Origin of the sequence: Jeotgalicoccus saudimassiliensis (genome assembly GCF_000756715.1) — a bacterium.
GTDB classification, from domain to species: Bacteria; Bacillota; Bacilli; order Staphylococcales; family Salinicoccaceae; genus Jeotgalicoccus; species Jeotgalicoccus saudimassiliensis.
On sequence record NZ_CCSE01000001.1, the window covers coordinates 1,414,552 to 1,434,125 of the forward strand.

Here is a 19,574-nt window from a genome sequence, read left to right on the forward strand (position 1 = left end):
AAGAAAAAAGCACTTTACCCTCTGACTCGTTCAGAGGGTAAAGTGCTTTATTTATTCCAGTAAATTATTTTCTGCTAAATATTCTTCTGCTACATCATACGGATTTTCATCTTCCACAGATACACGGTAATTCATGTCCTGCATTTCTTCATCTGTAATCATGCCGGAGAGTTTATTTAAAGGTTCCACTATCTCCGAATGTTCATCAAGAAATTCATGTTTAAACATTGGTGCACCCTGATAAGGCGGGAATACCGCTTCTGTATCTTCAAGTATCACCATATCGTATTCGCGAAGCTCTGCATCCGTTGCGTATGCATCCATCAAATTAATATCACCGCTCTCAATCGCCTGATAGCGAAGCTGCGGTTCCATCGTTACCACATCATTAAAGTTTAAATTATAAGCTTCCTGGATTGCTGGATAACCGTCTTCTTTTCTGTCATTAAACTCCATAGTGAAACCTGGTTTAACAATGTCTTCAATTTGTCTGAGGTCTCCGATTGTTTCTAATCCGTGTTCTTCTGCAAAGTCTCTTTTCACAGCAAGTGTATATGTGTTATTAAATGCCATTGGTTCAAGCATCGTCATGTCAAATTGTTCATCAAGGGCGGTGTTTGCCTGATTATAAACCGCCTCAGCTTCATTGGATTCCGGCGGTATCTTGACGAGTTCACCAAGTACTGTTCCTGTAAACTCAAGATAGCCGTCGATATCGTCAGATTCCAGTGCATTGAACAGGAATGATGTTTTGCCAAGCCCATCTTCGACATTAACGTTGTAGTCTGTTTCTTCCTCAATCAGTATTTTATACATATTCGTAATAATCGACGGCTCTGCACCAAGTTTCCCGGCGATTGTTATACTGTCACCGCGGTTCGTTAATAACGGTGCTAGCGCTACGAGCAGAATAACGATGAATATCGTGCCAACAAGTGTCACTGCTTTTTTATACGACAGATTTTGAATCACTCTTAAAATAATATCAAAAAGAATCGCCAGTAATGCTGCCGGTATAGCACCGATTAATATGAGGTGTGTATTGTTTCTGTCGATACCTAATAGAATTAAATCACCAAGACCGCCCGCACCGATTAGTGCAGCGAGTGTTGCAGTACCGATAATCAGCACCATTGCTGTGCGGACACCTGCCATAATGACCGGCATTGCAATCGGCATCTCTACTTTCATCAATCTTCGCATCGGCTTCATACCGATTCCCCGTGCTGCTTCAACGAGCGAGTCATCCACTTCAGCTATACCTGTATAAGTATTTCTCAGTATCGGAAGTAACGCATAAATAACGAGCGCGATAATTGCCGGCACCACACCAATACCGAACAATGGTATCATCAAACCCAGTAATGCCAGGGATGGTATCGTCTGCAGTACTGCTGCGACATTAATGACCACTTCTGCCGTACGCTTCGTTTTTGTTAAAATAACGCCTAGCGGTATACCGATAACAGCCGCAATCAAGAGCGCGATAAACGATATCTGAATATGTTCTATTAAAGTCGACAGCAGTTCGCCTTTACGAGAATTAAGCGTTTCTAAAAATGTAGTCATGCACTGTCACCACGCTTCAGGGATAAATGCTTAAAGACATCCTGTCTGTTCAAGCATTTATTTCCATTTTTAGTCTTCACTATTACTGTCTCGTGTTCCGCAAATACTTTAAATGCATCTTCAATTTTTGTATCTTCTTCCACAAGAGGATAATCTTCATTGTTAACTTCCTGTGAATTTTCGCTGACGAATTCGCCGACAGTTATATTTTCTTTCTGCCGGTATCCTATAAATTCTTTTACGAAATCATTTTTCGGATTCGATAAAAACTCATTCGGGCTACCGATCTGTTCAATCCGGCCTTCATTAAATAAACAAATACGGTCGCCAAGCTTCATTGCCTCTTTAATATCATGTGTCACAAAGACAATTGTTTTTTTAATTTCTTTCTGCAGTGCTATTAAATCATCCTGCAGGCTTTCCCTTGTAATCGGGTCTAAAGCACTGAATGGTTCATCCATTAAAATAACCGGCGGATCCGCTGCCAGTGCGCGAATTACTCCGGCACGCTGCTGCTGTCCTCCTGAAAGTTCAGCAGGTTTCCGGTCTTTATATATATCCGGATCAAGTCCCACCATCACCATCAGTTCAGCAGTCTTTTTACTAATATCCGCTTCTTTCCATTTTTTCATCTGCGGCACCTGTGCAATATTTTCGCCGATTGTCATATGCGGGAACAGTGCTATCTGCTGCAATACATAGCCGATATCCCAGCGCATTTCATAGACTTCGTAATCACTCACCGGCTTATCTTTAAAATAAATATAGCCTTCAGTTAAGGGAATCAGTCTGTTAATCATCTTGAGAGTTGTCGTTTTGCCGCTTCCCGAAGGACCAATTAAAACAAAGAACTCCCCTTCTTTAACATTAAAGCTTGCATCTTCGACAGCTGTTTTACTGCCGTAGCGCTTCGTTACATTCTTAAACTCAATCATGGATTATCCGCTCCTCTTTATTTTAAGTAAATCATTATATGTATTAAAATAGGGAATAATGATGTATACCCTATTTACCACAAACATAAAAAGGGAACAGTATATATTACAATATATTTTTTTGAGAGGGGATTATACATGTCGATACAATCAATAGTTGAAAATCAGCGTGAATATTATTATAAAAACCATACCAAATCAGTCAGTTTCCGCATACGCCAGTTAAAGAAGCTGAAAGCTGCCATTCAGGCTAATGAAAGAATGGTTCTGGAGGCCGTAAAAAAAGACCTCGGAAAATCCGAAGCCGAAGCATATATGACAGAGCTCGGCATTGTTTATAAAGAATTTGACTACGTTATTAAAAATCTCAGGAAATGGAATAACCCAAAGAAAGTTTCAGGCTCAATGATGAGTTTCCCGGCGAAAAATTATATCTACCGTGATCCGTACGGCGTGGTACTTATTTTATCACCGTGGAACTATCCTTTTAATTTAACGATGATGCCGCTGATTGGTGCGATCGCAGGAGGTAACTGTGTTCTCGTTAAACCTTCTGAAACAAGTCCGCATACAGCTGCAATTATAGAGAAAATCCTAAATTATACTTTCAGCGATGAATATGTTTACTGTGCACCTGCAGATACACCGCACGATGAAGTAAATGAGCAGCAGTATGACTATATATTCTTTACAGGCAGCACGAGTGTCGGCAAAGAGATTATGGGTATAGCCAGCAAAACACTGACTCCTGTAACACTGGAACTTGGCGGCAAAAGCCCTGCTGTAGTCGACGAAACAGCAAATATCGATGTTGCGGTTAAACGGATTGCCTGGGGTAAATTTGTTAACGCAGGACAGACATGCGTTGCACCCGACCATGTGATTATTCACAGTTCGAAGAAACAGGAATTTATCGACCGCATGCTTGCTGAAATTGAAGAACGATACAGCGATGCTGTCCACAGAGATGACTATCCTAAGATTATTAATGAAAAGCATTTTACGCGTCTGTCAGGATTACTCGAAAATGAAATGGTACTTGGAGGCAGTTTAAATGCACATGAGCAGAAAATCGCACCTGCACTAATACCGGACAGCACATTTGACTCACCCGCAATGGAAGAGGAAATCTTCGGTCCGATTCTGCCGATTATTACGTACGATAATCTTGAAGACCTGATTGTCCACCAGCAGACACTGCCTAAACCGCTCGCGTTCTATATCTTTTCTGAAAATGAAATTAATACTGAAGCACTGCTGTCAAGACTGTCATTCGGCGGCGGCTGTGTGAATGATACCATTATGCATCTGTCACACCATGACCTGCCGTTTGGCGGCGTTGGTGCCAGCGGTATGGGACATTATCACGGTAAGTATTCATTCGACACGTTTACACATGAAAAGAGTGTCGTGAAGAACAGCACATTAATTGATATTCCTGTTCGTTATGCACCATTTAACGAAGCAAAAACCAAGCTTTTCAGAAAGTTTTTAAGTTAGACTGAAATTAACAACACATTTAAGGAGTGTATTTAGATGAGTATTTTAGTTATCGGAGCAAACGGCGGGGTCGGAACACACCTCGTACAGCAGCTTAAAGAAAATTCTGCGGACTTTACAGCAGGTGTCCGTAAAGATGAACAAGTTTCGGATCTGAACAATAAAGATGTAAAAGCATTATTAATCGATGTTGAGAAAGATTCCATCGAAGAACTCGCAGAAAAAATAAAAGGCTTTGAACAGGTGGTCTTTTCAGTTGGATCCGGCGGCGGCACAGGAGCCGATCAGACGATTATCGTCGACCTTGACGGGGCGGTAAAGGCAGTCGATGCAAGTAAAGATGCCGGTGTAAAACATTTTGTTATGGTGTCTACCTGGGATTCAAGAAGGGAAGCATTCGATGCACCCGGTGCAGAAAAACTTAAACCGTACACAATTGCGAAACATCATGCTGATGTTCATTTAAGAAATTCCGGGCTGACATACACAATAGTCCATCCCGGTATACTGACAGATGAAGACGGCAGCGGCAAAGTTGATGTCGACTTATACTTCGAGGATGTTGGTGATGTTTCACGCGAAAACGTGGCACACGTTCTCTATGAAGTAGTAACAGATGAAAGTAACCGCGGCAAAGAGCTTCAGGTGCTGGACGGCAGTACGCCTGCACCTGAAGCTGTTAAAAATTTTAATAATAAATAATGATATTAAAAAAGGCAGAAATCCAAATGGATTTCTGCCTTTTCTCATTTTATGACCATCCTGTAATCTGCGCGATTGTTAATGCACTTAAAGAAATCACCATGAAGATTATAAACAGCGGGAAGAAGAATCTGATCCACTTGTGCCATTCTACTCCTGCCAGTGCCAGCGCAGCCATAAAGTATCCGCTCGTCGGATATAAAATATGTGCGAATCCGTCACCCAGCTGGAATGCAAGAACTGCTGTCTGGCGTGTTACGTTAACCATATCAGCGAGCGGCGCCATAATCGGCATTGTTACTAACGCCTGGCCTGATCCTGAAGGGATAACGAAGTTAATAAGCAGCTGGACAAAGTACATACCTGCCGCAGCAAGTACCGGCGGTAATTCCCCGACTACAGTACCCAGTCCGTTAACGATTGTATCCATAACCTGACCGTCTTCCAGTATTACTGCAACTGAACGTGCCAGGCCGACGATAATCGCACCCATTAATACTTCTCTGAAACCTTTAGTAAATGCTTCACTGATACTCGTAAGGTTTAAACCTGAAATAAGACCGACAGTTACACCCATAATAATGAACAGCCCTGCCATTTCAATCATGAACCAGCCCTGCGTTGTTACTCCCCAAATCAGAATACCGAAAAAGATTAAGATAAAAAATGCTCCGGCAATCTGACGCTTAGTTGCAGTTAATGGTGCAGAATCCCCGATAGCTGAGTACATTTCACGTTTCTCTGCATCATCTTCATACACTAAACTTGCTTCCGGATTTTTCTGTACTTTTCTGGCATACCTCATTATAAATAACGCTGTTACTGCTAAGACGATAACAAATAGTATCAATCTGAATCCAAGTCCTGAGAACGTTGGAATTTCTGCGATTGTCTGTGCAAGCCCTGTATTAATAGGGTTCAGCACGCCCACTGTATATCCGATTACCGTTCCGCAGAGCGCTATCGCAGCGGCGGTCATCGAATCATAGCCAAGAGCGATAACCAGCGGAATAATGACCGGGATATAAACCAGTGACAATTCTGCTGTACCGATTAATGTCGCAACTGCTGCAAATACTGCAACGAGCACCGGTATAATAAAAATACTTTTCTTCGAAAACTTACGCGCCATTTTATCAACAGCAATTTCTATAATCCCGCTTTCACGCAGTACCATAAACATTCCGCCGATAATCAGCGTGAAGAATACAACTTCACCTGCGTCGACAAGTCCGCGCGGAATTGCCGTTATAAATTCCGTTAAGCCTGTCGGTGTCGATTCAAGATATGTAAATGATTCCGGATCTACTGCTGCACGGCCGTTTTCCAATTCAATACGGTCGAATTCACCAGCTGGAATTAAATAAGTTGCAGCTGCTGCAACGATACCGAATACAAATAATATTACATAGATATGCGGCATTTTGAATCCGCTTTTCTTTTTCTGATCATTGCTCATATGTAAACTTCCTTTTTTATTTTTCATTGTAACTCATATGAACTCTGCCTAAAAGTACTAAAGTGGATAAAAAAAGACGAGTCTATGACCCATCTTCTCTAAAATTCGATAATTTTACCATCTTTCATCTCAACAATACGTTCTGCATACTCCAGCATATCGTTATCGTGCGTAACCATCAGCACTGTAATATTTAATTCCCGTGCCAGTCTCTCAATTAATTCTATCACTTCAACCGAACGTTTTGAATCGAGACTTGCCGTCGGTTCATCGGCAAATAGTATTTGAGGTTCATGGATAATTGCACGGGCAATTGCCACACGCTGTTTTTCTCCGCCTGATAAGTTTTCAGGATAGCTGTCTTTATGCTCCCGCATATCGACAGTTGTCAGCGCATCTTCGATACGTGCCGCTCTCGATTTTTTGGACCATTTCGTTTCAGCAGTATCAAGCATCAGCTCAAGCTGTTCTCTCACAGTAAGGAATGGTACAAGGTGAGCGTGCTGGAAAACAAAACCGAAATGCTTCGCTCTGATTTCACGGACACCTTCTGCGTTCATTGCCGACATATTTTTTCCGCCGAATGTAATTGAACCGTCGCTTAAGTCCTGCAGTCCCGCGGCGATTGTTAAGAGCGTACTTTTACCGGAACCCGAAGCACCGACCAGTGCCGTCAGTTCTCCTTTATTTAATTCGAGATCGATACCTTTTAAGATTTGTTCTTTCGTACTGCCGTGCTTGAATTCTTTTTTAATATCTTCTAATTGGAATAAACTCATTTTATGCGCCTCCCTGGTTAATTGCCTGCATCGGTTCTACCTGCTTTATCTGAATACCTGACAGTGTCGCACCAATGAATCCGATAATCATGAACGCCCCTGATGACAGCAGCACCATGCTCGCTGTTAAGTGGAACGGCATACCGCTCGGTGCGAACATGTTAAATAACTGGCTGACGCCGACAGCTAAGAGCAGTGAAATAATTGTGATGATAAACATCTGTGTCCACATCATTTTGAACAGCGTAAATGTTTTCACGCCGATTGCTTTTAAAATACCGAATGTACCAAGTTTCTGAACATTAATCATGTAAAAGAATATCGCAAATAACATTCCGCTGATTACGTACAGGAAAATAATAATCATGTTCAATGACATCTGTTCTGCGCTGTAACTTGGAATTGTATTTAGAAAATCCCCGTTATTAAAGTGTGAAAGTTCGTCCACCGGCTCTTCTGCCGCCGTAGTAAATGCCAGCTGGAATGTATCCGTTCTGTACATTTCAAAGAAATCTTCGCTGTTAATAAATCCGACTGGAGAGTGGCTGAATTTTTCCTGTTCGGCAAAGCCTGTAATTGTCAAATCTTTATCCATTAGGCTTGTTGAAACAGTATCTCCAACTTCAAATCCTTCTTCCTGGAACGACTGATCCACTACAATTTCACCAGGTGCTGTTTCCGGGAAAATTACTGAGTCATCGGCACTCACATATGCCAGACTGTGTTTTTTATCTTCATTATCCTGGAACTCACCCATTTGAATCGAGAATAATGTAACATCTGAGTCTGCATCTTTAAGACTGTCAATCTGCTCATCAGACAGTGCTGAGAAACTGTGATTCTCTTCTGCACTCTCTTCCATATAAAACGTACCTTCCGGCATATTTTTAATTAATGCCGCATTATCCTGTGACAAACCGCTCGCGAGCCCCGATATACTTAATGTTAAAAGACTGATTAAAAATATAATCGATCCGAGAATCGTATACCGCAGTTTGTATTTTTTCATTTCTTTCCATGCCATCTTCATTAAAAAATCCTCCTCGTAATCATCTGTGAGTCATACTCTACACGCGGAATATGAACTCACTATGAACGAGGAGGAAAAAATATTATTCTGCTGTATCAACCGGCAGTCTGACTGTAAAGACAGTGCCGTTTTCGCTGCTTCTTACATTAATTGAACCATTATGCAGTTCGAGAATCTTTTTAACGATTGACAGACCAAGACCTGTACCGCTGACACTGCTCGTACGAGCAGTATCCACACGGTAAAATCTGTCGAATATCTTATCGATGCTCACGGTATCAATACCTTCGCCGGTATCGCTTATTCTGATTACAGTGTGTGCTTTATAATGGGTCATCTCTATATCGATGCTCCCTGCGTCGCCGTTATACTTAACAGCATTCGACAGCAGGTTATCCCACACCGTGTTCATCAGCGCTTTGTCCGCCATAATTTCAGTATCCTGAAGTTTATGCGACAGCATCAGTCCTTTTTCGTTAATCTTCCACTCGTATACTTTAATCAGCCGCTCCAGCTGTTCTCTTAAATTATAAGATTCCTTGCGGAGCAGATAATCTTCATGATCAATAGAAGATAAAATGAGCAGCTGTTCTGTCATCGTTGACAGTCTGTCTATTTCAAAATCGACAGTTTCAGTATATTCGCTCCGCTCTGCTGCCGTGAGCGGTTTATTTAACAGCTTGTTATAACCTTTAATACTCGACAGAGGCGACTGGATATCGTGGGATATGTTCGAAATGAAATCCATTTGTATTTTATCGTTGTATTCAATCTGTCTCGACATCCGCACAAAGTTGGATGACAGTTCTCCAAGTTCGTCCCTGCGGTTCGTATCAAGGTCGTGCACAGAATAGTCTCCTGCTGCAAGCAGCTTCGTGGCTTCACTCAGTTTCGTTACAGGTTTAATCAGGAAATGCGCACTGATAAATACTAGCACAATACTTAACAGCACAGTCAGCATAAACAGAATTCCGAATAACAGATGCATTTCATTAAATAAGAGATTAATATCCGGACGGATAAATAACGCATAAGCTGTACCGTCATGATTTACCGGCACACCGATAGTGTTCGTCAATTCATTGGCAAAAAATCCGGTCACAAATATTTCCGCCTCAAAATTCGCCATACCATGATACGTTTCACCGTTAAGCACGCTTTTCACAACATTCGAAGACAGATTATGGTCGTTAAAGTCTGCACCGAAGAACGATTTATGCGCCTCACCGTCCGCAAGGTACATCTGGTAGCCTGAAGCAGCGACAGTCGACAGATAATCTTCGATCTGCACATCTGGATTGCCTTCTATAAATTCAGCGATTTCTGCTGCAATCACCGTATTCTTTTCATCGTTGCTGTCTTTTAAATTAAATTGATAGTACGCATTCGACACAACAAATGCGATAAAGAAACTCAGTATCATGATACCGAGTGTCATCACGACAAATTTTACATATAACGACTTCATACACACGGCTCCAGGAAGTATCCGACACCCCGCACGGTCTTAATCGTAAAATCTTCCGTCAGTTTAGTAAATCTCGTTCTGAGTCTTTTAATGTGAACGTCCACAGTGCGCTCGTCCCCCTCATAAAAAATGCCCCAGATCTGCTCGATTAACTGTTCACGGGAAAACACCTGACCGGGATGTTCCGCCAGCAGCTGCAGCAGCTCGAATTCTTTCAGCGGCAGCATATACGTCTTATCTTCGATTTCAACAGTATAATTGTCGGGATAAATGCTGACATTGCCGATTCGGATTGAGTCTGTTTCGCCTTCAGCTTTATAGCGGCGGAGCAGCGCTTCAATTCTGAAGATCAGTTCCTGCGGTTCAAACGGCTTCACGAGATAATCATCCGTACCCGCTTTAAAACCTTCCGCCTTATCATCAATATGGCTTTTCGCTGTTAATATAATTACAGGAATATCATACTCTTCCCTTATTGCTTTTGTCAGCTCAAGACCGCCCATATAAGGCATCATGACATCGACCACTGCAAGAGAACACGGGGCTTCCTTCAGGCGTGCAAGCGCCTGTCTGCCGTCGTTCGCAGCTGCAACACGGTATCCGGCTTCAGTTAAATTCAGCGTTACAAACTTTACAATATTCGGATCGTCGTCAACGACTAATATTCTCTCCATACCGCTCCTCCTCAGGCTGTTATTACCAGTATTATATCACCACTTTAAAAATCCTTAAGTTCAGATTACTCATTAAAAAAACCATCCGCTGATGCGGATGGCTATACAATTATTAAATTATACGGCTGTACTTAAGCGCGGGATAAAGATTTCGTAGTGAATACGTCCTTTATCAACGCCTGCTTTTCCTAATTCCTTAACGATTGACTGAATGAATGTCACACCGCCGCAGACGTAAATTTCCTGTTCGTCTTTAAGGAATTTCTGAAGCTCATCACTCATCAGGAATCCTTCTTTGTCTCTTACGTGAGTGTGCAGCTCTGCATTTTCAGCTTCTGCGATATTTTTAAGTTCAACTTCAAATGCAATATTGTCTGCATTGTCAGATACCTGGATGAACTGCGCGTCAGCATTCGCACCTGCTGTTTCACGGTACATTGGGAATAACGGCGTTACACCGATGCCTGAACCGATGAACAGCTGAGGTTTATCAGCATTTTCAACACCGAATACACCAACAGGCGCCGATAAATTAATCGTGTCGCCTGTATTCACTTCTTCATGCAGGTATGTCGATACTTCACCGCGGTTGCCGTTAAGATTTTCTTTTCTTACCGCGAAAGTCAGCTTGCCGTCCTGAACATCGACGATTGAGTAGTGGCGTTTTGCTCTGTAAGGCAGTCCCGGAACCTGAACATCTACTGTGATGTACTGTCCTGCTGAATACGGGATATCTGTAATGTCATCAGATTTAACTGTGAATGATTTAATAATACCTGTTTCTTCACGGACACCGATAACTTCAAATGGCTTGAAGCCTTCCCATGCCATACCTGCATAGATATCTTTTTCAATTCCGATAAATGCATCGGCAATCTCACCATATGCTTTACCCCAAGTCTGGATAATCGGATCATCAGCTTTCAGACCTGTAACTTCCTGAATAGCAGCAAGCAGGTTTTCACCTACGATTGGATAGTGTTCAGGCAGCACTTCAAGTCCGCAGTGCTTGTGTGCAATCGGCATTACTACCGGTACGATCGGCGTTAAGTCCTCAATATGCTGTGCAGCTGCAAGTACTGCAGTTGCAAGTGCAGTCGACTGCAGTCCCTGTTTATGGTTAGGCTGGTTAAACATGTTGCGCAGCTCAGGATGATTTTCAAACATTCTCTTGTAGAATTTAGAAGTAATTTCAACACCTTTATCTTGTAAAATTGGAATTGTACTGTGAATAATTTCGATTTCTTCCTTGTTGACCATATAAAACACTCCTAATTTGTTGTATTTATTACATTATCTAATACTTCTTCACTTATCTCAACAGAACACGCTTTCATTGTTAAAATTTTCACAAAGATATGAATATTTTTTGACATCCCATTAAAAGTATAGAAAAAAGACGTGAATCGGAGTAAAATTCACGTCTTGAAAAATTTACACTGCAGCCGCTTCTTTTACTTTTCTGAAACGGCCTTTCTGAACTTCGGTACCATACTGTTCCTGCACAAATAGCAGCGCACAGAATGCAGTAATACAAGGTAAAGCGAATCCTAAAAACGACAGCTGTGCGGGCATATTAGTCATCAGCACCCAGCCGATCAGGAGCGGTCCTGTAATTGAACCGATGCGTCCCATACCGACAGCAATGCTTAAACCGGAACCGCGTATATCCGACGGATAGAACATCGTTATATAAGGGTTAATCAGGTTTTGTGAACCGGCTGTGCATGCGCCTGCTACTGCTATAAGAACAAACAGCAGTACTGTGGAGCCCGTCAGGCTTAACAGGACAAATGCTGCTGCACCTGTTCCGAGAAGCGTCAGGAGTACATTGCGGTGGCCGATTTTATCCACCATATAGCCTCCGGCGAGAGAACCCGACATCTGGCCGACTGCCAGTGTCATCGTAAAGATCATCGCCGATGATACCCCGTAGCCGGATTCCTGCATGATATTCGGCAGCCATGTACCAAGGCCCGAAATCATCAGGAGGCAGCTTATTACTGCAATCCAGAACATAATTGTCGACAGTGCTTTCCGTTCACTGAATATTTTCTTAAACGGCAGACCTTTTTCTACACTAGCCGTATCCGGTATTGCATACTCGTCAGCAGCACTGTATTTGTCAGTCCCTGTCGCTCTGTTTAAAATATCTGCAATTTTTTCTTTATTTCCCCGTGCGAGATGGAATGAGATCGATTCAGGGAATTGCTTCAGGAAGAACGGCGTTATAACTACTGTAAAAATACTAACCCAGAAAAACAGTCTCCAGCTTAAATACTCAAGGAAGTAAATCCCGAGAAGCGATGCACCAATCGTACCGATTGAGTACCCGCAATACATCAAAGCAACAATCATCGCACGGTTTTTACGCGGCGAGTATTCAGCCATCAGTGAAATAACAGCAGGCATTAATCCGCCCATACCAATTGACGCGATAAAACGGAAGATTACAAAGACCGTTTCATTCGGTGCAAAACCGGCAAGGAAGTTGAATAAGCCGATAATCACCAGACAGATTGCCAACACTCTTTTACGGCCGATTACATCGGTCATCGTGCCTAATACAAATGTCCCAATCATCATGCCCATCATGGCGTAGCTGCCTATCGCACCCGCTGTCGCAGGTGTAATTTCAAAATCGCTCATCATTTGCGGCAGTCCAAGTCCGTAAACTGCAATATCAAATCCGTCAGAAGCAATTGCGATAAAACACCATATAAACACGAGCAGGTGGAATTTGTTGAATTTACTGTTTGCAATAACCGTTTCCGGGTTAATAGTTGCCATTCACATGTCCCCTTTCTATTTCCAGACGTCAGCTGCGATATCCGTGACGTATTTTAATTTATTCCATTGTTCTTCTTCTGTGAGCACGTTACCTTCTTCAGTCGATGCGAAGCCGCATTGCGGGCTGAGCGCCAGCTGATCGAGCGGTACAAACTGAGCCGCTTCATCAATACGCGCTTTAATATCCTCCGCATCTTCAAGTTCACCGCTTTTAGAAGTTACAAGGCCAAGAACAATTGTTAAATCCTTACGGTTCACGTGACGGAGCGGTTCGAATCCGCCTGCTCGATCGCTGTCATACTCGAGGAAGAATCCATCGATGTTTAAACGTCCGAACAGCATTTCCGCTACCGGCTCATAGCCGCCTGAAGAGATCCATGTTGAACGGAAGTTCCCGCGGCAGATGTGCATAGTAATTTTAAAGTCATCCGGACGGCCATCAACTGCTTTATTTAATACTTCCAAATACTTCTCTTTTAAGTATTCAGGGTCAATTCCTTTATCGATTAACTTCTGTCTTTCTTCATCTGAACAGAAGTAGCCCCATGAAGTATCATCCAGCTGCAGATAACGGCATCCTGCATCGTAGAATCCCTGCAGAACTTTTTTATATGCTGCCGCAAGATCGTTAAAGAACTCTTCTTCGTCAGGGTAGACGCTCTTATCAATTTCTCCTCTGAAGTGCAGCATGCTCGGACTCGGAATTGCGTATTTCGCTGTCGTTCCTCCGGCCTGCTCCTGTAGATATTTAAAGAATTCTATTTCTCTGTGTCCATCAAAATCCACTTTGCCTGTGACTTTAATAGCGCGTGATTTCGTCTGGCGTTCTTTAAATGCGATTCCGCTGCCTGTATCGGAACCTTCCACACCTTTTAATCCTTCGAGGAAATCGAAGTGCCACCATGCACGTCGGTACTCCCCGTCAGTAACTGCTTTTAATCCCGCTTCTTTTTGTTTTTGAACCGCATTTGCAATTGCTTTATCTTCTACGGCTCGAAGGTCTTCAATTGTAATATCGTTATTTTCGAATTGTCTGCGTGCTTCTTTCAGTTCTGCCGGTCTTAACAGACTCCCTACGTGGTCTGCTCTGTATATCTCTTTAGTCATATGTATTTGCCACTCCATCTCTTTTTAATGATTGTTTAAATACTATCACGCCTGTAAGATATAGACTAACTGATTAAATTCATTACTCGTTATAACTTTCAGCTATAACCAAAGGAGAATCTTATGACACTTCAACAGTTAAAGTATTTAATTGCCGTCGTCAACAGCGGTTCCATTAACGAAGCAGCGAAGAATTTATATATATCCCAGCCAACTTTATCGAAAGCGATTAAAGAGCTGGAACGTGAAATGGGCATTACAATTTTAAAAAGGACTTCAACAGGTATCGTCCTGAGTCCGGACGGTGCCGAGTTTCTGAGTTATGCACGCCAGATTACAGAGCAGGTAGAGCTGTTGGAAAATAAATATCTAGATATGCCGTATCAGGAACAGCTGCTGTCGGTATCGACCCAGCACTATTCATTTTCCGTCGATGCGATGGTCAGAATGATTAAACTCCACGGCGGCGATAAATATCAGTTCTCACTGCGTGAAACACGTACATATGAAATCATCGATGATGTAAAAAACTTAAAGAGTGAAATCGGTGTGATGTATATGAACAATTTTAATGAAAAAATACTGACACAGCTGTTAAAAGAAAATCATCTGACATTTGAGTTGCTGTTTACGGCAAGACCTCATGTCTTTATCAGTAAAACAAATCCGCTCGCACAGAAAGATAAAGTAACACTGGAAGACCTTGAACCGTATCCAAGACTGTCTTTTGACCAGGGTGAGCACAGCTCCTTCTATTTCTCCGAAGAAATACTGAGTACACTGCACAGTCCGAAAAATATTCTGGTCAGTGACAGAGCAACGATATTCAACTGTATGATCGGGTTAAACGGCTATACGATATCAAGCGGTATATTAAGCGAGGAATTAAACGGAACAGACATCATTCCAGTACCGCTCGATGTGAATGATGAAATTAAAGTCGGCACGGTAACGAACAACAAGGCACAACTCAGCAGAGTTGCGAAACTTTATCTTGAAGAACTCGTTAGAACAATTGAAAGTTATAATCTGCTTTAAGTGTTAAAAACTTTCTAACGGGTATAGTATTATTAATGAAAAATTACGGAGGTGTTCTTACATGGATATTAAGCATGGAACAAACAAGTTTTATTTCGGAGATGATGCGCAGAACCCGGATGGGGAATTAACGTATCTTCCCGATAAAAAAAATAAACTTGTTATAGATAGCGTCGTAGTAAAAGAAGAACTCCGCGGAGAAGGATACGGCGACGTGCTGCTCGATGCAGCGGCCGACTATGCCCGCGAAAACGATTTGAGATTAATCGGAAGGTGCCCGTTCGTAGCCAAGCGTTTTGATGAATATAACGATAAGTATAAGGATGTTATTTTCAGAGAAGCATAAAAAATATCCCTTTAAGACTGCACAAGTCTTAAAGGGATATTTCTATTCGTCGAGCAGCGGTTCCGGATGTACATAGAGGGACATAATCCCTTTATTATGCATGTGTTCTTCAACCCGGTCACATATATAGTGGGCTTCTGTAATCGAAATGCCCGGATTTACAATAATTGTTACATCTAAAAAGATACTGCTGCCGTGATAGCGGCCTTTAATGGATTTAACATCCAGTACGCCGTCAACTTCAAGCACATCTTCTTTATGATCTATTAAGTCAGCATCATTATAACCGTCGCTCAATGCGAAGACCGCGTCTTTTAATATTTTAAAGCCGGTATATATAATCAGCACGCCAAGTATCGACGCAATGATAACGTCCGCAATCGGCAGGCCGAGCTGCGTCAGCACGAGTCCTGCCGCTGTGCCGAGACTGATTATACTGTCTGACAGATTGTCCATAGCTGCGGATTTAAGCGAGCTGCTGTTCGTTTTCCGTGATAATTTTGCGTTAATCAGATATACCGTGAACATCACAAGCCCCCCGGCAATACTTATATAAATCACGATTGGATTTGGTGTCGAGACGACGGGCGAAAAGATTGCCGGTATGTTTTTTATCAGCACCTGGACTCCGACAAAGATAATGATAAAAGATACGAGCAGCGAAGCAATGTTTTCGGATTTTAAATGCCCGTACGGATGGTTGGCATCCGGCGGCCTGATGGAAATCTTCAGACCGATCAGTACCGCAACAGAGGCAAATATATCCGTCATATTATTTAATGCATCGGCACGTACTGCCGCTGATTCGTACTGCATGCCGAAATAATATTTCACTATAGATAGAATGATATACGTAACGATACTTAAGTAAGCGCCCCGCTGGGCAAGTTTTAAATTATTTATATTACCCATAATGACAGCTCCTAAAAGTAAGTGGAGATTAATTATGCACTGTAATCAAATTATTTTCAACAGCTTTTGACTCTTGCAGCAAACTTTCTATTGTATGAAATAAATTTTTAGATCAGCCTAAATTTTATCTTGCAGTACCCTTTATTTTCCCATAAAAATGACACTCCTTTAATTAAGGAGTGTCATTTTGCTGTTTGCCGAAAATATAGCTGATAAATAAACCGGATATAAAGACAATAATAGATACTATCCAGCTTGCAGCACTGACGGGCAGGCCTGGATAAATAGCAAATGTCGAGCCGAATAATAAGCCGATAATTGCTGCATAAGTCAGGTAAGTATAGTTTTTAAGCAGGTGCGAAATGATTCTGCTCGCAACCAGCACACCTGTCACAATGCCGAGACCTGTAGAAATTAGTATTGGTAATACTTCGAAATTAAGGGATGTAAATTCATTAATTGCATAAATTACTACCGGATAAACTCCGAGAATTAGCATCACAAGCGAACCGGAAATACCCGGAAGCAGCATCATTGAGGCTGCCAGGACACCTGTCACAAAGTACTTAATCAAATCACCTGCACCCATACCCGCACTACTTGCCGGCGGCGCATCAGCGTTAAACATAGACATGGCATACAGTATTGCAATACCGATAAGTATCAATATAAAATGTATTGCTCTGAATTCTGCTTTAACATTTGAAATTCTTATCATCATCGGTATAACACCGAGCACCATTCCCATAAAGAACCAGTGCGTCGGAATCGTGTGGTTTTGTAAAAAGTAATCGAGAACTGAAGACATCGTTAATATTGCAATTGCCATACCAATTACTAAAGGCAGTAAAAATGCTAATGCCTGTTTATAATACTTTGATACTATGCGGCTGATTGCACCTAGAAACTGATCGTAAATTCCTAATAATAACGCCATTGTACCGCTGCTGACGCCGGGTACCAATTCAACAATCCCCATTAAAAAGCCTTTCGGCACATTTTTCCAATTAAACATATATATATTCAGTTCCATTCTTTGTAATTTACTCTGTATATTTTATCACATTTTACCAACTGTCAATAATCATATATATGCCGAGTAAGAGAAGAACCATCCTCAATATAAAGACAACAGTATTTGAATCGAGTTTTCTATTCAGTTTAACACCGAACTTCGCTCCTAAGTATGCGGCCGGAATCAGTGTCAGTGCGTACAGAAAATGAATATTTCCCTGAATCAGATGGCCTGTTGCAGATGAGATACTGCCAAACAATACTAAAAACATACTCGTACCGACCGCGATTGACGGCGGCATTAAAAATAAAATAATCATCATCGGTGTCATTAAGGCACCGCCTCCGACGCCGAACAGTCCTGCAGCAAAACCTGCAAGTAAACTCCCGAGTACTCCTATGTAAGGCGGGAAACCGTAGTAATGTACTTTTCCTGTCCCGTCAGTATGGGGTCTGATATATTTTTCATTCTGAAATATTTTAAACGGTTTAATTTTATCGCGCGCAAGCAGTATAAAACTGACCAGAATAATAAAAAGACCGAAATACAGCTTCAAACTGTCCACTGTAAACAGACTGCTTGTATATGAACCAAGCATTGCTCCGGGAATAATACCGAACAACAGATACTTTCCGTTCTTCCAGTCGACTTGTTTATTTTTATTATATGAAATAACAGACGATAAGCCGATAAATACAAGCACAAGACTCGAAGTACCGACAGCAATTTGCGGCGTAATGTCCTCCAGCAGACCAAGTTCTGCTCCTAAAAATATAAGAACGGGAACGATGACTATACCGCCGCCGAGCCCGATCAGTGAGCCGACTATTGCTGCAATCGTACCGGTTACTGCAAGCAGTATGAATTCCATAGCCATCCTCTCCCTTTTAAATTATTTTACCGCTGATGCAATAAACACTGAAGCATCTTTGTTCATAAATATATTTTCACCGCGATAAAACGTCTTGATAACTGCAGTTTTAAAACCTGCATCGATTAAGGCCGAGTGCATTTCATCGTGTGTGAATCCATTGTGTACTTTCTCATGATATACTGTTTCGTTCTTATCAAAATCAGCAATAATCAGCTGACCCGAATCATTTAATAAGGTATATAGTTTTTTAATCAATTCTTTATATTCAGGTACATGCAGCATTACGAGTGACACAATAATTACATCGGCTTCACTTTCATTCAGTTCATCTGCTGCTCTCGTTTCAGCATTTTTGACATTGCCCGCTTCAATCTTTTCACTAACAACTTCCATCATACCTTCTGAGATATCACTGAAAATCAGCTGTTTAAAATAATCGGTAAACTGAAGACCAATGAGTCCGGTCCCGCAGCCGTAATCTATTAATGTTTTATTAGAATCAGCAGGTAAATGTTTTCTCACTTCTACTGCTACTGTATTAGCCAGTTCAATTCTCTGTTCATTGTCATACTTCTTTGCCATTCTGTTAAATATATTTTCAGCCATATAGTCTCCTACCTTTTACTTAGTATATTCCTCATTGTACTACTTACACTGCCGAGATACATCTCTCCGAACTTTACCAGGTGAACGAGCAGCACCTTCTTTAAACTTTATACTTTTCTATATTTCCTTTACAATATATGTGAAACACAACAGCAGTTCAAATTCAGAGAAAGCCTGCCACATATAGGTTATAATGCATATAGTTATTAAATAACGCATAGCGTTACATTTTGGAGAGGACACTATATTTTATGAAAAGAATTATACTTCCCATCATCATTACCGCTGCTGCGGCATTTGGTTTAGTTTATGCAGACAGTAAAACTGATGATGGCTTAATAGAAGAACTTAGAATTATTCTCACACCTAATCCTATGGAAAATAATACATATGATCAGGGAGAATGTACGTACTATGTTTTCGATAAAGTTAAGGAAGACGGCATGATGATAGAACGAACATGGAACGATGCTGAGTACTGGGCAGAGCGTGCAGAAGATGACGGCTATGTTGTAAATAATGTACCTGAAGAAGGTTCATTAATGCAGAGTGACCGCGGTGAAATCGGGCACGTTGCCTACATTGAAACTGTCTATGAAGACGGTTCATTCGCTGTGTCGGAAATGAATTTCCTTGAAGCATATGAAGTTTCAGAGCGAACAATTACAACAGAAGAAGCTGCTGATTATAAATATATTCATCCTAAAGTAAATAAACACGCCGGCAGAGGATAATATCATGGGGCTAAACAAGAAAATAAGGTTGTACTT

Annotated in this window: 19 protein-coding genes; 5 read left to right on the top strand and 14 right to left on the bottom strand. The window is 41.6% G+C overall.

The annotated features are described in order from the left end of the window. Positions 1-51: 51 nt before the first annotated feature. Both RZ44_RS07015 and RZ44_RS07020 read right to left on the bottom strand, forming a co-directional pair. Positions 52-1,569, bottom strand: coding sequence for an ABC transporter permease/substrate-binding protein (locus tag RZ44_RS07015; RefSeq protein ID WP_035809843.1), 1,518 nt, complete (start codon positions 1,567-1,569; stop codon positions 52-54). After that, positions 1,566-2,504 carry an ABC transporter ATP-binding protein gene (locus RZ44_RS07020; RefSeq protein WP_035809845.1) on the bottom strand — a complete coding sequence of 313 codons (939 nt, stop codon included), beginning with the start codon at positions 2,502-2,504 and terminating at the stop codon, positions 1,566-1,568. The genes RZ44_RS07015 and RZ44_RS07020 overlap by 4 nt, the downstream gene beginning before the upstream one ends. 138 nt (positions 2,505-2,642) lie before the next feature. Between RZ44_RS07020 and RZ44_RS07025 the strand changes: the two genes are divergently transcribed. Then, positions 2,643-4,004 carry an aldehyde dehydrogenase gene (locus RZ44_RS07025; RefSeq protein ID WP_035809846.1) on the top strand — a complete coding sequence of 454 codons (1,362 nt, stop codon included), beginning with the start codon at positions 2,643-2,645 and terminating at the stop codon, positions 4,002-4,004. 36 nt (positions 4,005-4,040) lie between these two features. Next, complete coding sequence (locus RZ44_RS07030; protein WP_035809848.1) at positions 4,041-4,706, top strand: SDR family oxidoreductase; 666 nt, start codon at positions 4,041-4,043, stop codon at positions 4,704-4,706. A gap of 49 nt (positions 4,707-4,755) precedes the next feature. On the opposite strand, the gene RZ44_RS07035 is transcribed toward RZ44_RS07030, so the two are convergent. From RZ44_RS07035 to RZ44_RS07070, 8 genes are all read right to left on the bottom strand, one after another. Then, a complete protein-coding gene (locus tag RZ44_RS07035; protein WP_035809850.1) occupies positions 4,756-6,165 on the bottom strand; it encodes a YfcC family protein in 1,410 nt (469 codons plus the stop codon). Positions 6,166-6,263: 98 nt separating this feature from the next. Continuing rightward, the gene (locus RZ44_RS07040; protein ID WP_035809853.1) at positions 6,264-6,944 is read right to left on the bottom strand and encodes an ABC transporter ATP-binding protein; all 681 of its coding nucleotides are present in this window, start codon (positions 6,942-6,944) and stop codon (positions 6,264-6,266) included. Between the two features lies 1 nt (position 6,945). After that, on the bottom strand, positions 6,946-7,974 hold the full coding sequence (locus RZ44_RS07045; protein ID WP_035809855.1) for an ABC transporter permease: 1,029 nt from the start codon (positions 7,972-7,974) through the stop codon (positions 6,946-6,948). Between the two features lie 82 nt (positions 7,975-8,056). Then, positions 8,057-9,442: a sensor histidine kinase gene (locus RZ44_RS07050; protein ID WP_035809857.1), complete on the bottom strand. Its 1,386-nt coding sequence runs from the start codon at positions 9,440-9,442 to the stop codon at positions 8,057-8,059. Then, on the bottom strand, positions 9,439-10,116 hold the full coding sequence (locus RZ44_RS07055) for a response regulator transcription factor (RefSeq protein WP_035809859.1): 678 nt from the start codon (positions 10,114-10,116) through the stop codon (positions 9,439-9,441). The genes RZ44_RS07050 and RZ44_RS07055 overlap by 4 nt, the downstream gene beginning before the upstream one ends. A 117-nt stretch (positions 10,117-10,233) precedes the next feature. Continuing rightward, positions 10,234-11,376 carry a globin domain-containing protein gene (locus RZ44_RS07060; protein ID WP_035809861.1) on the bottom strand — a complete coding sequence of 381 codons (1,143 nt, stop codon included), beginning with the start codon at positions 11,374-11,376 and terminating at the stop codon, positions 10,234-10,236. A 174-nt stretch (positions 11,377-11,550) separates the two neighbouring features. Continuing rightward, positions 11,551-12,906 carry an MFS transporter gene (locus tag RZ44_RS07065; protein ID WP_052108880.1) on the bottom strand — a complete coding sequence of 452 codons (1,356 nt, stop codon included), beginning with the start codon at positions 12,904-12,906 and terminating at the stop codon, positions 11,551-11,553. A 15-nt stretch (positions 12,907-12,921) separates the two neighbouring features. Beyond that, a complete protein-coding gene (locus RZ44_RS07070) occupies positions 12,922-14,013 on the bottom strand; it encodes a 5-methyltetrahydropteroyltriglutamate--homocysteine S-methyltransferase (protein ID WP_035809862.1) in 1,092 nt (363 codons plus the stop codon). 123 nt (positions 14,014-14,136) lie between these two features. Between RZ44_RS07070 and RZ44_RS07075 the strand changes: the two genes are divergently transcribed. Together RZ44_RS07075 and RZ44_RS07080 are read left to right on the top strand one after the other, a co-directional pair. Then, on the top strand, positions 14,137-15,051 hold the full coding sequence (locus tag RZ44_RS07075) for a LysR family transcriptional regulator (protein ID WP_035809863.1): 915 nt from the start codon (positions 14,137-14,139) through the stop codon (positions 15,049-15,051). A 61-nt stretch (positions 15,052-15,112) separates the two neighbouring features. Beyond that, positions 15,113-15,397 (top strand): GNAT family N-acetyltransferase, encoded by a 285-nt coding sequence (locus RZ44_RS07080; RefSeq protein ID WP_035809866.1) that lies wholly within the window; start codon positions 15,113-15,115, stop codon positions 15,395-15,397. A 42-nt stretch (positions 15,398-15,439) separates the two neighbouring features. On the opposite strand, the gene RZ44_RS07085 is transcribed toward RZ44_RS07080, so the two are convergent. The 4 genes from RZ44_RS07085 to RZ44_RS07100 all read right to left on the bottom strand — a co-directional run bounded on the left by RZ44_RS07085 (position 15,440) and on the right by RZ44_RS07100 (position 18,804). Next, positions 15,440-16,309, bottom strand: a complete 870-nt coding sequence (locus RZ44_RS07085) for a cation diffusion facilitator family transporter (protein WP_035809868.1) — start codon at positions 16,307-16,309, stop codon at positions 15,440-15,442. A gap of 172 nt (positions 16,310-16,481) precedes the next feature. After that, the gene (locus RZ44_RS07090; protein WP_231856256.1) at positions 16,482-17,342 is read right to left on the bottom strand and encodes a DUF368 domain-containing protein; all 861 of its coding nucleotides are present in this window, start codon (positions 17,340-17,342) and stop codon (positions 16,482-16,484) included. 34 nt (positions 17,343-17,376) lie between these two features. After that, positions 17,377-18,195, bottom strand: coding sequence for a sulfite exporter TauE/SafE family protein (locus RZ44_RS07095; RefSeq protein WP_035809869.1), 819 nt, complete (start codon positions 18,193-18,195; stop codon positions 17,377-17,379). A gap of 21 nt (positions 18,196-18,216) precedes the next feature. Further along, entirely contained in the window at positions 18,217-18,804 is a 588-nt protein-coding gene (locus RZ44_RS07100; RefSeq protein WP_035809870.1) for a class I SAM-dependent DNA methyltransferase, read from the bottom strand. 251 nt (positions 18,805-19,055) lie between these two features. Between RZ44_RS07100 and RZ44_RS07105 the strand changes: the two genes are divergently transcribed. Continuing rightward, complete coding sequence (locus tag RZ44_RS07105) at positions 19,056-19,538, top strand: CHAP domain-containing protein (protein ID WP_035809872.1); 483 nt, start codon at positions 19,056-19,058, stop codon at positions 19,536-19,538. Positions 19,539-19,574: the final 36 nt, after the last annotated feature.